Origin of the sequence: Pseudoselenomonas ruminantium, from assembly GCF_900104055.1 — a bacterium.
GTDB classification, from domain to species: Bacteria; Bacillota; Negativicutes; order Selenomonadales; family Selenomonadaceae; genus Selenomonas_A; species Selenomonas_A ruminantium_C.
This window is the reverse complement of record NZ_FNJQ01000023.1, coordinates 17,894-32,635: the sequence shown is the minus strand read 5'-3', so window position 1 is coordinate 32,635 and position 14,742 is coordinate 17,894. Positions and strand designations below refer to the sequence as shown.

Annotated in this window: 14 protein-coding genes; all 14 read left to right on the top strand. The window is 54.5% G+C overall.

Features of this window, described 5'->3' with window-relative positions; genetic code table 11:
* Positions 1 to 2 precede the first annotated feature (2 nt).
* The 14 genes from BLQ59_RS10310 (at position 3) to BLQ59_RS10245 (ending at position 14,711) form a co-directional block, all read left to right on the top strand.
* Entirely contained in the window at positions 3 to 1,280 is a 1,278-nt protein-coding gene (locus BLQ59_RS10310; protein WP_074572821.1) for an ArsB/NhaD family transporter, read from the top strand.
* Positions 1,281 to 1,400: 120 nt separating this feature from the next.
* Positions 1,401 to 1,673 (top strand): DUF4321 domain-containing protein, encoded by a 273-nt coding sequence (locus tag BLQ59_RS10305; RefSeq protein WP_256324656.1) that lies wholly within the window; start codon positions 1,401 to 1,403, stop codon positions 1,671 to 1,673.
* 16 nt (positions 1,674 to 1,689) lie between these two features.
* On the top strand, positions 1,690 to 2,280 hold the full coding sequence (locus tag BLQ59_RS10300) for a Maf family protein (protein WP_074572820.1): 591 nt from the start codon (positions 1,690 to 1,692) through the stop codon (positions 2,278 to 2,280).
* Positions 2,249 to 2,938 carry a RadC family protein gene (radC, locus tag BLQ59_RS10295; protein ID WP_074572819.1) on the top strand — a complete coding sequence of 230 codons (690 nt, stop codon included), beginning with the start codon at positions 2,249 to 2,251 and terminating at the stop codon, positions 2,936 to 2,938. The genes BLQ59_RS10300 and radC overlap by 32 nt, the downstream gene beginning before the upstream one ends.
* A 148-nt stretch (positions 2,939 to 3,086) precedes the next feature.
* Positions 3,087 to 4,127, top strand: a complete 1,041-nt coding sequence (locus BLQ59_RS10290) for a rod shape-determining protein (RefSeq protein WP_074572818.1) — start codon at positions 3,087 to 3,089, stop codon at positions 4,125 to 4,127.
* Between the two features lie 8 nt (positions 4,128 to 4,135).
* The gene (mreC, locus tag BLQ59_RS10285) at positions 4,136 to 5,077 is read left to right on the top strand and encodes a rod shape-determining protein MreC (RefSeq protein ID WP_074572817.1); all 942 of its coding nucleotides are present in this window, start codon (positions 4,136 to 4,138) and stop codon (positions 5,075 to 5,077) included.
* A complete protein-coding gene (mreD, locus tag BLQ59_RS10280; RefSeq protein ID WP_074572816.1) occupies positions 5,074 to 5,574 on the top strand; it encodes a rod shape-determining protein MreD in 501 nt (166 codons plus the stop codon). Before mreC ends, mreD begins: the two co-directional genes overlap by 4 nt.
* Positions 5,575 to 5,619: 45 nt before the next feature.
* Positions 5,620 to 7,428 carry a penicillin-binding protein 2 gene (mrdA, locus tag BLQ59_RS10275; RefSeq protein ID WP_074572815.1) on the top strand — a complete coding sequence of 603 codons (1,809 nt, stop codon included), beginning with the start codon at positions 5,620 to 5,622 and terminating at the stop codon, positions 7,426 to 7,428.
* A 34-nt stretch (positions 7,429 to 7,462) separates the two neighbouring features.
* On the top strand, positions 7,463 to 8,143 hold the full coding sequence (gene minC / locus BLQ59_RS10270) for a septum site-determining protein MinC (protein WP_074572814.1): 681 nt from the start codon (positions 7,463 to 7,465) through the stop codon (positions 8,141 to 8,143).
* Entirely contained in the window at positions 8,140 to 8,928 is a 789-nt protein-coding gene (minD, locus tag BLQ59_RS10265) for a septum site-determining protein MinD (protein ID WP_074572813.1), read from the top strand. Before minC ends, minD begins: the two co-directional genes overlap by 4 nt.
* A gap of 11 nt (positions 8,929 to 8,939) precedes the next feature.
* Positions 8,940 to 9,206, top strand: a complete 267-nt coding sequence (gene minE, locus BLQ59_RS10260; RefSeq protein ID WP_073088575.1) for a cell division topological specificity factor MinE — start codon at positions 8,940 to 8,942, stop codon at positions 9,204 to 9,206.
* Positions 9,207 to 9,227: 21 nt separating this feature from the next.
* Entirely contained in the window at positions 9,228 to 10,331 is a 1,104-nt protein-coding gene (gene rodA, locus BLQ59_RS10255) for a rod shape-determining protein RodA (protein ID WP_074572812.1), read from the top strand.
* A gap of 74 nt (positions 10,332 to 10,405) precedes the next feature.
* Positions 10,406 to 13,018, top strand: a complete 2,613-nt coding sequence (locus tag BLQ59_RS10250; protein WP_074572811.1) for a TIGR03960 family B12-binding radical SAM protein — start codon at positions 10,406 to 10,408, stop codon at positions 13,016 to 13,018.
* Positions 13,019 to 13,268: 250 nt separating this feature from the next.
* Positions 13,269 to 14,711, top strand: coding sequence for an Rne/Rng family ribonuclease (locus BLQ59_RS10245; protein ID WP_074572810.1), 1,443 nt, complete (start codon positions 13,269 to 13,271; stop codon positions 14,709 to 14,711).
* Positions 14,712 to 14,742 lie beyond the last annotated feature (31 nt).

Here is a 14,742-nt window from a genome sequence, read left to right as displayed (position 1 = left end):
CAATGGCAGTTTTAGCCGCGATAATTTTCGTATTCATGTACATGGTGATCGTATCGGAGAAGATACACCGCACGGTGGCAGCGATGCTGGGTGCTACATCCATGATCCTTTTGGGCATCCTGTCCCAGGAGCAGGCGCTTCATCATGTTGATTTCAACACACTGGGGCTTCTGGTAGGTATGATGGTGCTGGTTGGCGTTACCAGCCATACGGGGCTCTTTGACTACGTAGCCATCAAAGCGGCCAAGGTGGCCAAGGCGGAGCCGAAGCGCATCCTGGTTTATCTGGCACTCATCACGGCGGTATTCTCCGCCTTCCTGGATAATGTGACCACGGTACTCTTGATGGTGCCGGTGACGTTCAGCATTACCCAGAAACTGCATCTGAAGGCGAATCCGTTCCTGCTCACGCAGATCATCGCCTCCAATGTCGGTGGTACGGCAACGCTTATCGGTGATCCGCCGAATATCATGATTGGCAGCGCGGTCAAGGAACTGACCTTTGTGGCCTTCATTGAGAATCTGGCGCCCATTGCCATCCTGAACCTGATTATCGTGATCTTCCTCGTGGAGTTCATCTACAAGAAGGGACTCCATACCAAGCCGGAGCTGCAGGCTGAACTCATGACCATGGATGAGCATAAATCCCTGAAGGACCGCCGCCTGCTGAAGAAGTCCCTGTTCGTGCTGACATTGGTGATCTTAGGCTTCTTCACGCACTCTTTCACGCATATCGAATCTTCCATGATTGCCCTGACCGGTGGCTTTCTGCTGCTGCTCCTGGCAGGCGGCAGCCATCATCTGGTGGAAAGCGCCATGAAATCCGTGGAATGGGCGACGATCTTCTTCTTCATCGGCCTCTTCATCGCGGTAGGCGGCCTGATTGAAACGGGGATCATTGGCAGTCTGGCCAGTCAGGCTGTGGAACTCACTGGCGGTGATGTGACCGCAACGTCCCTGCTGGTACTTTGGCTCAGTGCCCTCGTCTCGTCGGTATTGGACAATATCCCATTCGTGGCCACGATGATCCCACTGATCCAGAATATGGGTGCGATGGGCGTCAGCAATCTGGAACCCATCTGGTGGAGCCTGGCACTGGGGGCCTGCCTGGGCGGCAACGGTACATTGGTCGGTGCTTCAGCTAATCTGATCGTGGCAGGGCTGGCCGCAGAACGCGGCGTGAAGATCACTTTCATCAATTATTTCAAGATTGGTTTTCCAATCATGCTCTTGACGATTGTGCTGTCAACGGTGTATGTTTATATCCGGTACCTGATTTGACCGGTATATGGCTCATGAATTCCGGTGGGATTTGTGAGCCATATTTTTTTACTAAATGTCTTTATTGGCAGGACTTTGGTGGTAAAAAGCGAAGCCTGTACATTGAAGGAGGAGTTTTTCTTGGCAAAATTTGGTGGACGTGGTTATGGCATGGCCATTCTCTTTGTGGTGATCGGTGCGATTTTAGGTGGAATCCTGGGGCAACTGCTGACAGGCGTGGAGGCTTTGAGCGGTGTGATGCCCTATCTGGTGAATACGTTTCCCGTGTTTGACACGTCAGCATTCACCATCAATCTTTATGTGATCCAGTTGACGATCGGACTGGCTTTTGCGCCGAATCTTATGAGCATCCTGGGCATTGTCATTGCCTTGCTTTTGTTCCGCCGTTACTGAGAAAGGAGTTGTTCTTATGTTTATCTTAGCATCAGGTTCGCCACGGAGGAAGGAACTCCTTCAGCAGATCAATGCCCGTTTTGATATCCGTATCAGCGCTGCGGAGGAACTGTCAGGCGATGGCGTGAGCCCCGCAAAGCTCGTGGAAAAGAATGCAGCGGCCAAGGCACTGGCCGTGGCCCGTCTGCATCCCAATCAGGCGGTGCTGGGCGCCGATACGGTGGTGGCTTTGGACGGGCATACCTATGGAAAACCGGACAGCCGCGAGGATGCAGTGCGGATGCTGAAGGAATTCTCGGGCAGGACGCATGAGGTGCTCACAGGGATTGCCTGGGTGAATAACGAACATCTCTTTACCGATGTGGTGAAGACGGAGGTCGAATTTGCCCAGCTGGCCGATACGGAAATCGAGCGCTATGTGAAGAGCGGGGAGCCTATGGACAAGGCCGGAGCTTATGCTATTCAGGGCGCAGCGGCTGAATTCATCGTGGGCATCCATGGTTCCTTCACCAACGTGGTAGGACTGCCCCTGAACGCGACTGTCCGGTTGGCGCGAAAGGCAGGCGTGAATTTGTATGGCGATTATGGTGAGGGATTTACCCCCTGAGGAGCGCCCCAGGGAGAAACTATTGCTTTACGGCGCGGCGGCACTGAGCAATGCAGAGCTTTTGGCAATCCTCTTACGCAGCGGCACGAAAAAGAAGTCGGTGCTGCGCATTGCGGAGGAGATCCTGGCGCATATCAAGGAGCAGGGGCTTTCAGGCATGGTGCATATTTCCGTGCCGGAGCTGGCAAAGATCGATGGCATCGGCCGGGTGAAGGCCGCAACACTGCAGGCGGCCATTGAACTGGGGCGGCGGCTGTCCATGCAGCAGGCAGCCAGGATCGAGGTCATCAATGGCCCCGCAGATGTGGCCCATTATGCGATGCCCCGTTACCGCTTCGAGCAGAAGGAGCATTTTGCCGTGCTGCTCCTGAATACCAAGAATCATGTCTTGGGCATGCCGGAGGTGTCGGTGGGGAGCTTGTCGGCTTCCATCGTCCATCCCCGGGAGGTCTTCCGCGCGGCCATCGACTATGCCGCGGCCGCCATGATCCTGCTGCACAACCATCCCAGCGGTGATCCCACGCCGAGCCGGGAGGATATCGCTGTCACCGAGCGCATGGTCAAGGCCGGGAAAATCATGGATATACCGGTGCTGGACCATGTGGTGCTGGGGCATGAGCGTTTTACGAGCTTGAAGGAGAAGGGGCTCATACATTAAAGAAAAAAATCTGAAAAAAAAATAGTTTGCCTGTTATCAAAATAACTATCTTGTGTTACAATAAGATAGTTATTTTTTACATTGAATCAATACGCTCTAGAACTTGCAGCGTAGATATATGGTTATCTGAAGGGAGTTTTTTGACAAAATGTGGAGTCTGTTTGGCGGTTTTTCGCACGATATGGGTATTGACCTGGGCACGGCTAACACGCTGGTGCATGTGAAAGGCAGAGGCATTGTGCTGCGTGAACCTTCCGTAGTGGCAATCAAGAGTGATACGGGTGATGTCCTGGCGGTTGGTGAGGAAGCAAAGCAGATGATCGGCCGTACGCCGGGCAACATCGTCGCCATCCGTCCCATGAAGGACGGTGTTATCGCGGACTTTGACGTGACGCAGGCCATGCTCAAGTATTTCATCCGCAAGGCCATGAATACGAAGTCCTTTGTTCGTCCCCGCGTGGTTGTCGGCGTTCCCTCCGGTGTCACGGAAGTGGAAAAGCGTGCCGTAATCGATGCTGCACAGCAGGCTGGTGCCCGTGAAGCTTATCTGATCGAAGAGCCGATGGCAGCAGCTATCGGTGCCGGCCTTCCCGTTGAGGAAGCTACGGGCAGCATGGTTGTCGATATCGGCGGCGGCACGACGGAAATCGCCGTGATTTCCCTGGGCGGTATCGTGGTAAGCTGCTCCATCCGCATCGGCGGTGACGAAATGGACAGCGCTATCGTGCAGTACATCAAGCGCATGTACAACCTCATGATTGGTGAACGCACGGCTGAGGCTATCAAGATGACCATCGGTACGGCCATCGTGACGCCGGAAGCGGACAAGACCATGGAAATCCGCGGCCGCGACCTCGTTTCCGGTCTGCCCAAGACCTTGACCATTCAGGCCAAGGAAATCCGTGAAGCGCTCAACGATCCCATCTACAAGATCATCGATGCCGTCAAGGGTACCCTCGAAAAGACGCCGCCTGAGCTGGCAGCTGATGTTATGGACCATGGCATCATGATGACCGGCGGCGGTGCACTGCTTACGAACCTCGACAAGCTCCTGTCTCACGAGACGGGCATGCCGGTGCTGGTTTCCGAAGATGCGCTCTCTTGCGTAGGCGAAGGCACGGGCCGTTCCCTCGAGAACATCGAGCTGTTGAAGCGTGTGGTCATGACCAGCAAGAAGCTGAGAAGCTGATATAAAAAATGAGTAATCGTGTAAGAAGAGATAAGGAAGACGGACGCAAAGGCTGGGCCATGGTGTTTGTCACCATCAGCCTCTTTTGCATCATATTCTTTGCTGCCCGGGGCCGCTTTCAGGCGCCGGTGAGCAGCCAGGCGGTTTCTTTGGCCTTGTCACCGTTCCAGCAAGCTGTGTCCTGGGTAGCCAATGAGATCCACTATGTGACCAGTGCGGTATGGGAGATATCCACGTTGTATGAGCAGAACAAGATGCTCCGGAACGAAGTGGAGCAGCTGCGTGGCATCAACCTGCAGGCCAATGAGGCACTGGCGGAAAATGAACGCCTGCGGGCCATCGTGGGCTACCAGCAGACCGCCCGTCAGTTCGATATGGTGGCTGCCCGCGTTATCGGCCGTGAGTCCGATACCTGGTCCCGGATGATCGTCATCGACCGGGGAACGGCTAGCGGCGTCAAGGAAGATATGCCGGTAGTGACGCCGCAGGGCCTCGTGGGCCGGGTGGTGGAAGCCGGCCCGAATTCATCCAAGGTACAGCTGATCTTAGATCCGCGTTCGTCGGTGGGCACCATTGTCCAGCGGGCGGAATCCCGGGTAACGGGCATCGTGCAGGGCGATATGGACAATCCCACCATGCCGCAGATGGTGAATATTCCCAAGAATGCGGATGTGGTTGAGGGCGATGTCATCGTGACCTCCGGTTTCGGCGGCATCTTCCCCAAGGGAATCATCGTGGGGCTCGTGAGCAGCCTCAAGAATGACGACGGCGGCCTGCTCAAGATTGGCGTATTGGAATCGGCAGTAGATTTCCAGAAGCTTGAGGATGTGCTGGTAATCACGGCCTCTCGCGAGGCACCGCCGGAACCGATCAAACCGCCGCCGCAGACGCCGGGCACGGAGACAGATCCGCAGGCGCAGGCAGCCGCTAAGGTGGAGGCGTCGAAATGAGTAACTTTGGCAAGCTGGCTGTCTTCGTGGTGATCCTCTATGTGCTGCAGACTTCGTTTTTCCCCTTGATTGCCTATCATGGCATCAGTCCGGATTTCATGCTGCTCTTGACGGTGTCCTATGCTTTCTTGAAGGGCACGGAAAAGGGCACGCTGATGGGTTTTCTCACCGGCTTGCTGATGGATCTGGCCACGGGAACCTTTTTGGGCATCCATGCGTTCACCCATTTGATTGTCGGCAATATCTGCGGGCGTTTTGCCAACCGGGTTTACAAGGAGCAATTTTTCCTGCCGGTGTTCGCATCTTTAGGGGTAACGGCGTTTAACTATTTTATTTTAGCGTTACTTATGGTATTATTAGGTTATCGCTTTAATCCGATCAGCAATGTGCAGGTTACACTGCTGCCCATGCTGATCTATCAGCTGGCGTTTGCCTATCCGGTGCATTATCTGACCTATCAATTGGATAAGAAACTCAGCGCTAAAGAAACAAACTGATTAAGGCACCTGCAAGGGTGTCTTATTTTATGGGAGAGATAATTTTTGGTCGAAAATGACGAATATGGCGGCAGAATAAATGTCCTGGGCTGGCTGTCGGTGCTGGTGATTGCCGTCCTGATCGGGCGGGCGGGCTACCTGCAGATCTATGATGGCGAGCATTATGCCCGCCTGGCGGAAGGGAATCGCATCCGCATCATCCCCACCATGGCACCCCGGGGAACATTTTTTGACCGCAATGGTGAACTGTTGGTGCAGAACCGTCCGGGCTTTGCCGTATCGCTGATGCCGGTGATGACGAAAATCGATCCGGTGGTCGTGGAGCGTCTGTCGGAGCTGCTCAAAGTGCCGGTGGAGGAAATCAACAAGAAGATCGAGGCGCATACGGGCTTCGATCCCATCCGCATCAAGGCCGATGTGACGCCGGACATTGTCACCATCATCGAGGAACAGAAGAATATCTACCCCGGTGTGATCATCGAGGTGCAGCCCATCCGCGACTACATGAACAAGGAAGAAGCGGCGCATACCTATGGCTATGTCAGTGAGATCAACGACATGGAGCTCGAGAAGAAAAAGGATGAGGGCTACAAGAGCGGGGATATCATCGGCAAGTTCGGTCTCGAGAAGATCTACGATAAAGAACTGCGCGGTGAGAACGGCGGCCAGCAGGTGGAAGTCGATGTAACGGGCAAGCCCGTGCAGATCATTGGCAACAAGCCGCCGACGCCTGGCGACGACCTCTATCTGACCATCGACAAGAACCTCCAGACAGCGGCGGAAAAGGCCGTGGATGACCAGCTCAAGCAGATTCATGCCAATGCGGCTGCGGCCGTGGCCATGAATCCCCTGACTGGGGAGATCTATGCGATGGTCAGCCGCCCGGCCTTTGATCCGAACCTCTTTGCCCATGGCATTTCGGCCAAGGATTGGAACAAGCTCAACAACAATCCTTACCATCCGATGGATAACAAGGCCATTACCGGCGAATATCCGCCGGGTTCAACCTTCAAGATCGTCACGGGTACGGCAGCCCTTACCGAGGGGGTAGTGAGTCCTTCCGAACTCATCATGGACAGCGGTCATCATTGGATCATCCCAAAGGGCAATGCCGATGGTGAGGCATTAGGCCTGATCAACTTCCAGCAGGCTATGGCTCATTCCGATAACGTGTATTTCTATGAAATGGGTAACCGCCTGGGCATTGACCGCATCGAGAAATATGCCCGGATGTTCGGCCTGGGCAAGATTACCGGCATTGACCTTCCCTATGAGTCCGATGGCCTCGTAGCCAACCGCCGTTACAAGGAAAAGAACTTCGAGGACGGCGAATGGTATCTGTCGGAAACCTTCGACGCCGCCATCGGTCAGGGCTTCAATCTGGTGACGCCACTGCAGGCGGCCATGGTCATGGGCGAGATTGCCGCTGACGGCAAACGCTATAAGCCGCATCTGGTAAACCGCATCGTGGGGCCGGACGGCAAGACCGTGAAGGAATTTACGCCGGAACTCATAGGCCAGCTGGATGTGCCGATGGAGGATATCCAGTTGGTGCAGGCAGGCCTGCACGATGTTACCAAATACGGTACGGCTGCATCCATCTTCAAGGGCTTCCCGATTGAAATCGCTGGTAAAACCGGTACCGCGGAGAACCCGCATGGCCGTGACCATGGCTGGTTCGTAGCCTATGGTCCTTTCGGGGCACCGAATATCGTGGTAGCGGTCATCGTGGAACAGGGCGGTTACGGTGCTCAGTCTGCCGTGCCGATTGGCCGCAAGATCCTGGAAGCCTGGTTTGGCCTCAACAAGCCGGATCCAGCCAAGCAGCCTGCTGGCGAGCAAAAGAAACAGTAAAGAAAGACTATATTATATAGAAACGAGGGCAGCTATGAGTGAAGATATTGTAAAAATCAAGGGAACTTCCCTTGGCTTACAGCTGAGCTTTGCCCCGGAGGCATCTTTTGAAGAGGTGCGGGAAAATCTGAGGCAAAAACTCGAATCCGGCACAACCTTCTTTTTGCGGGGCACTTTGGTGCTTATCCCGCGGGATGTGTTCATGGGCAGTGAAAGAGATGAACTTCAGCATCTGTTCCATGAGTATGGCCTGATCTGCCGTACCCAGAAGCCGGAGACTGAACAGGCAAAACAGCCGGAAGCGAAGGCTACGGTTCCGCCGGCACCCCAGCCGGCAGTGCCACCAGCCAGCCAGCCTGAGGAATTGAAACCGCAGGAAATGGTAGTGGTCAACAAGACCTTGCGCGGAGGGCAGGAGATTCGCACGAAGTCCTCGGTGCTGGTCTGCGGCAACGTCAATCCCGGCGCGCAGATCATCGCGGGGGGCAGCATCGATATCCGGGGCACCTGCCGGGGCATGGTTCATGCCGGTGCCTACGGTGACAGCACGGCCTTCATCATCGCCGACCACTTAATGCCTACCCAGATCAGGATATCGAACCTGATTGCCCGTTCCCCGGACGAAATGGAAAAGACTGATCGCGCGGAACGCGCGTCCATCAAGGATGGTCAAATCGTAATCGAACCAATAGAAAGGCAGGATAAGACAATATGAGTGAAATCTACGTAATTACCTCTGGCAAAGGCGGTGTTGGCAAGACTACGACCACGGCTAACTTAGGTATGGGACTGGCTATGCGCGGCAAGAAGGTAGTATTGGTGGATACCGATACGGGCCTGCGCAACCTCGACCTCATGCTGGGGCTCGAGAACCGTATCATGTACGACCTGATTGATGTGACGGAAGGCCGCGTGGCCTTCAAGAAGGCTTTGGTCCGTCATAAGAAATATGAGAACCTTTTCCTGCTGCCGACTTCGCAGGTAAAGGATAAGATGTCCGTGAATCCGGAACAGCTTGTAAAGCTTTGCGATGAACTGCGCCGTGAGTTTGACTACATCCTGATCGACTGCCCCGCTGGCATCGAACAGGGATTCAAGACGGCCATCGCTGCTGCCGACACGGCGCTCGTGGTAACCATGCCGGAAATCGCGGCTGTACGTGATGCCGACAAGATCATCGGCGAGCTCGGACGTGCGGACAAGGAAAACATCAAGCTCATCGTTAACCGTATCCGTCCCTCCATGGTGGAAAGTGGCGAGATGCTGGATATGGATGATATCAATGATATCCTTTCTCTGGACTGCATCGGCCAGGTACCGGATGACATCAAGGTCGTTACGGCCGCCAACCGCGGTGAGCCTTGCGTGGCTTCCGATGACAGCCAGGCAGGTCAGGCCTACCGCAATATCGTAGCCCGGATGCTCGGTGAAGATGTCCCCTTTATGGACTTCCATAAAGAGGGCTGGTGGACGCGTCTTAAGCATATGTTCAGAAGATAAGGAGGGGTTATATGTTGGAGGCATTGATGAAAATATTTGGCAAGAAGGAGCAGTCGGGCAAGATCGCCCATGACCGCTTGAAAGTGGTGCTTATCCATGACCGTGCAAATATTTCCCCCGAAGTTATGGATAATCTGAAGAACGACATTATCAAGGTGATTTCTAATTATATGGAAATCAACCAGCATGATATGGAAATCTCCCTGGCCAATGATGATGATTCTGTGGCACTCGTAGCCAATATCCCCGTCAGCAGCATGAAGCATGACAAGGGCTGAGGGAAGAGTTGAACGACAGAAATGACTAAATCCATTTTACGCCGTACGGACCTTACGCTTTTGGCGGCCACGGCCGGCATCATCATCATGAGTCTGGTGATCATCGGCAGTGCCACCCATGTCAATACGCCCGGTGACGAGCGCTATTGGTATGTGGCCCGACAGGGCCTCTTTGCGGCGGTGAATATCGCTTTTGCAGCTTTTCTGATGAACTTTGATTACAAGATGCTGCAGGGCTACGGCAACAAGCTCTATATCTTCAATCTGATCATGCTGCTGGCCGTCATGCTCGTGGGGCAGTCGGCCCTGGGGGCCCAGCGCTGGATTTCCATCGGCCCCATCAGCATCCAGCCGTCGGAGTTTTCCAAGATCATCATGATCGTGTCCCTGGCTACCATGCTCGAGGAGCGCGTGGGCAAGCTCAATACGCTCCATGACCTGCTGCCGGTGGCCGCCTATGTGGGTGTGCCCTTCCTGTTGGTGCTGAAGCAGCCGGACTTGGGAACTTCGCTGGTATTCATGGCCATTTTCCTGGGCATGATCTTTGTCTGCGGCATCAACCTGCGCCTGCTAGGCGGACTCTTTGCGGCTGGCATTGCCATGATGCCGATACTCTGGCATTTCCTGAAGGACTATCAGAAGATGCGCATCATGGTTTTCATGGACCCGAATGTGGACCCGCTGGGTTCGGGCTATCATATCATCCAGTCCAAGATAGCCATCGGTTCCGGCATGCTCTTTGGCAAGGGGCTCTTTGAGGGCACTCAGAGCCAGCTGAACTTCCTGCCGGAAAACCACACGGACTTTATCTTCGCCGTGGTGGGTGAGGAACTGGGCTTTATCGGCGTCGTGTTCCTGCTCCTGCTGTACCTCGTGGTACTTTGGCGTGGCGTGCAGATTGCCAAGGATGCCAGTGATATCTTCGGCCGTCTGCTGGCTGTGGGCATCACGTCCATGCTGGCCTTCCATGTACTGGTCAACGTGGGCATGACCTTAGGCATCATGCCGGTAACCGGCATCCCGCTGCCGCTGATGAGTTACGGCGTCAGCTCGCTGACTACGAATATCATGGCGATAGCGATACTGCTAAATATACAATTACGCAAGAAAAAACTAGAATTCTAGAACTGAAAAGCCTTCCCCTCAAGGGGAAGGCTATATTTAAACTGAATGAAAGATGTATGGAGGAATAAAATAACATGGTACAACTCAATCATGAGGTGCTCCAGTCGGTATTGAAGCCGTCCCGTTATACCGGCGGCGAATGGAATGCAGTGGTCAAGGATTGGGATAAGGTGGACTGCACCTTTGCCTTGGCCCTGCCCGATGTCTATGAAGTGGGCATGAGCAACTTAGGCCTGGCCATTCTCTATGAGATCCTGAACCGCGAGAGTGATATTGCCGCAGAAAGAGTCTATGCGCCTTGGACGGATATGGAAGCGGAGATGCGCAGCCGCAATATCCCGCTGTTCTCCCTGGAAACGAAGCATGAACTCTCGCAGTTCGACTTTTTCGGCTTCTCCCTGCAGTATGAGATGATCTATTCCAACGTGCTCAATATGCTGGACCTGGCTGGGATTCCGCTCTGGGCCAAAGAGCGTGGCGAGGACATGCCCTTTATCGTGGGCGGCGGTCCTTGCGTCTACAATGTGGAGCCGATTGCGGATTTCTTTGATTTCTTCATCGTCGGTGAAGGCGAAGAGGTTATCGTCGAGGTGTCCAAGGCCCTGATCCAGTGGAAAAAGGCCGGCCGTCCCGGCGGCAGACGCGGCTTCTTGGAGCGCCTGCTGACCATGGATGGCATCTATGTGCCGTCCTTCTACGAGCCGAAATACACGGCAGATGGCCATTATGAAAAGCTTGAACCTTTGCACGCCAATGCTAAGTCTGTTATCTATAAGCGCGTCTGCAAAAATATGGATGAAGCCATGAGCGTGGAGCACCCGCTGGTGCCTTCGATGGATATCGTGCATAACCGTGCCATGCTCGAACTCTTCCGCGGCTGCTCTCGTGGTTGCCGTTTCTGTCAGGCCGGCATCTGTTACCGTCCGGCCCGCGAGCGCACCGAAGAGAACCTCAAGCAGATGGCTCGCGGCCTCGTGGACAGCACGGGCTACAACGAGATGAGCCTGACCTCGCTTTCCTCGGCGGATTATTCCTGCCTGGGGCGTCTCGTGGATGACCTGATGCTGGACTTCAAGGACGAGGAAGTAAGCTTTTCCCTGCCTTCGCTGCGTATCGACAGTTTCTCCATCGATCTGGCGCATAAGATGCAGCAGGTGCGCAAGTCCGGCTTGACCTTTGCGCCCGAAGCGGGCACGCAGCGTCTGCGCGACGTGATCAACAAGGGCGTAACCGAAGAAAACCTGATGAACGCCTGCGCTTCGGCCTTCAAGCAGGGGTGGAAGCAGGTCAAGCTCTATTTCATGATGGGCCTGCCGACAGAAACCGATGAAGACGTGATTGGCATTGCCAAACTGGCCAAGAAGGTCGTGGACCTCTATACGGAGATCAAGGGCAAGCGGGGCTGCAAGGTCACGGTGTCCGTATCCTGTTTCGTGCCGAAACCCTATACGCCGTTCCAGTGGTTTGGCCAGCTGCCGATTGAAGAATTCCAGCGCCGTCAGGAACTTTTGAAGGAGCATATCACCGACCGGGCCATCACCTTCAACTACCATGATGCCCGTCTGTCCGTGATCGAAGGCGTATTTGCCCGCGGTGACCGGAGACTTTCCCAGGTGCTCTATCAGGCCTGGCAGGATGGTGCCAAGTTCGATGGCTGGACGGACCTCTACAAGCATGAAGTCTGGATTGAGGCCATGGAAAAATGCGGCATCGATGGCAAGTATTACAGCCAGCGCACCCGTGACTTCAATGAGGCCCTGCCTTGGGATATCACTTCGCCGGGCGTCAATAAGGACTTCTTATTGCGTGAATGGCAGAAGGCCATGCAGGAGGCACTGACCGAAGACTGCCGCCGCGGCAAATGCTCGGCCTGCGGCATCTGCCCGAATTTGGGCGTGCATGTCATGGACTATGCCAAGGAAGAGGCGGCGCGCAACTATCAGTCGCCGGAACTGCCCGCGAAAGTTCACCGCGATCCCAAGGATTCCGGCCGTCCGCGTACGCTCTATAAATACCGTGCGGAAATCACCAAGGGCGAAGACCTGCGCTATGTGTCCCATCTGGACTATGCCAATATCTTCATCCGCGCCTTCAAGCGTTCTGGTTTGCCCATGGCATATTCCGAGGGCTTCAACCATCATATGAAGGTGTCCTTTGCGTCGGCCCTGTCACTCGGCGTGACAAGCGTCGCCGAGTATATGGAGTTCGAACTCCTGAAACCCGTCTGCCAGCCGGAAGTATTCGATAAATTGAAGGCCCAGCTGCCGCCGGGCGTGGAGCTCAAGGAGCTTCGTGAAGTCAAGACCAAGCAGAAAGCTATGATGGCACAGGCTGATGAAGCCAAATATGCAGCTTATATGCCGCTCTATGGGGATTTTGCCCTTGCCGAAGCGGCAGTGAAGAAGTACAATGAAGCCGGTGAAGTGAATTATCAGCGTGTTACGCCGAAGAAGAAACGCGATATTGAGCTGAAGAAGTATATGAAGCAGCCGGTAGCGATTTCCTGCGAAGGGAATGAGTTGATCTTGGCTATTGATATTGCGATTACGGATAGTGGGAGTGTGAAACCTAGCGAGGTTATTGCGGCTTTGGTGGAGCAGTTTGAGATGCCTGTAAAAGCTACAGAGGCGAAGATTGTTCGCACAGCGATGCTTTCTAATGGTAAAAGGCTTGTGGAACTTGTTTAATGCGCTGTTCTGTACTTTTCTTTGGCGCAAAGAAAAGTACCAAAAGAAAACGCGGGCTGAAATCCCATCCGGGGATTTACGCCCGCCTGCGCCCTTCCTTGGGCGCTGGGCAACGATATAGCTTTATCGGTTTGAGGCAGGAGGTAAAGCCTTCCCCTTAAGGGGAAGGTGGCGGCTCTTTTTAGAGTCGCCGGATGAGGTGGAGAAGTAACAATTATTTCGATGATATAAAAACAGGGGAGGTGAATGGATGAAATCTATACTTGTAACTGTCGTACCCGAGGAGATAAAGGTCGCTGTGATGGAGGATGGCAAGCTGTCCTCCATCGAAGTAGAGCGTGCGACTCATAGTCATCTGGTCGGCAATATCTATAAGGGACAGGTGCAGAATGTGCTGCCGGGGATGCAGGCGGCGTTTGTGGATATTGGGACCGGGAAGAATGCGTTCATGTATATCGGCGATGGGATGCCGGCGGATATGAAGCAGGCACTCTCCAAGCCGCAGAAGATCCATATTGGGCAGCAGATTCCCGTGCAGATCGTGAAGGACGCGATCGGTTCCAAGGGGCCGCGGGCGACCACGCATATCACGCTTCCGGGGCGGCATGTGGTGCTTTTGCCCACGGCGGCCTATATCGGGATGTCGCGGCGCATCGAAGAGGAGGCGGAGCGCACCCGGCTGCATGATATCGCTTCGCGCATCTGCCCTGAGGGCATGGGACTGATCATCCGCACTGTGGCGGCCGGGGCCAGCGAAGAAGCCCTGCGGGAGGATGTAGAATATCTGGCCAAGCTCTGGCATTCGCTTATGTCCCGTTTCAAGATGAAAAGCAAGGGAGCCAATCTCCTTTACCGGGATGCGGATCTGATCATCCGCATCGTACGGGATAATCTGACCGCTGAGGTGGCGGAGATGCTGATTGATGACCAGGCCGTCTATCAGCGTGTGCATGATTTCGTGAAGCTGCTGTCTCCGGAACTTTTGCCCAAGATCAAGTTCTATGAGGACAAGGAGCCGCTGTTCAAGGCTTATGGACTTGACGAAGAAGTGGCGAATCTCGGCAGCCGGACGGTGGAACTGCCATCCGGAGGCTTTCTCGTGCTCGATAAGACCGAAGCCCTGACGGTAATCGATGTGAATACCGGCAAGTACACGGGCAGCACGAACTTAGGTGAAACCGTCTATGCCACCAATCAGGAGGCCGCCGAGGAAATCATGCGGCAGCTGCGCCTGCGGGATATCGGCGGCATCATCATCGTGGATTTCATCGATATGGAAAAAGAGGAGCAGAAGGAGAATTTGCTCTTGCACCTGCGGGAGCTGGCCAAGCTCGATCCGACCAAGACCAATATCGTGGATATCACGAGCCTGGGCCTGGTGGAAATCACCCGCAAGAAATCCCGGCAGAACCTCGACAGCATCATCTACAGTGAATGTCCTATCTGTCATGGCCGGGGCCGGGTGGAATCGCCGGAAACGGTCAGCATCCGCATTGCGGCCGATATCCGCCGCATGGAGCATAAATCCCATGCCGAAGATGGCTATGAGATTGAAGTCCATGAGACCGTGGCCGAAGAACTGCGGCACAATCAGCTGCTTATGAACCTGGCGGCTGAATTTGCCATGGATATCAAGGTCACAGCGGCACCGGGCATGCATCCTGAGAATTATTCCATCCTGCAGCAAAACTGAATGAATAGCAAAAGCAGACGGCTGACATTGG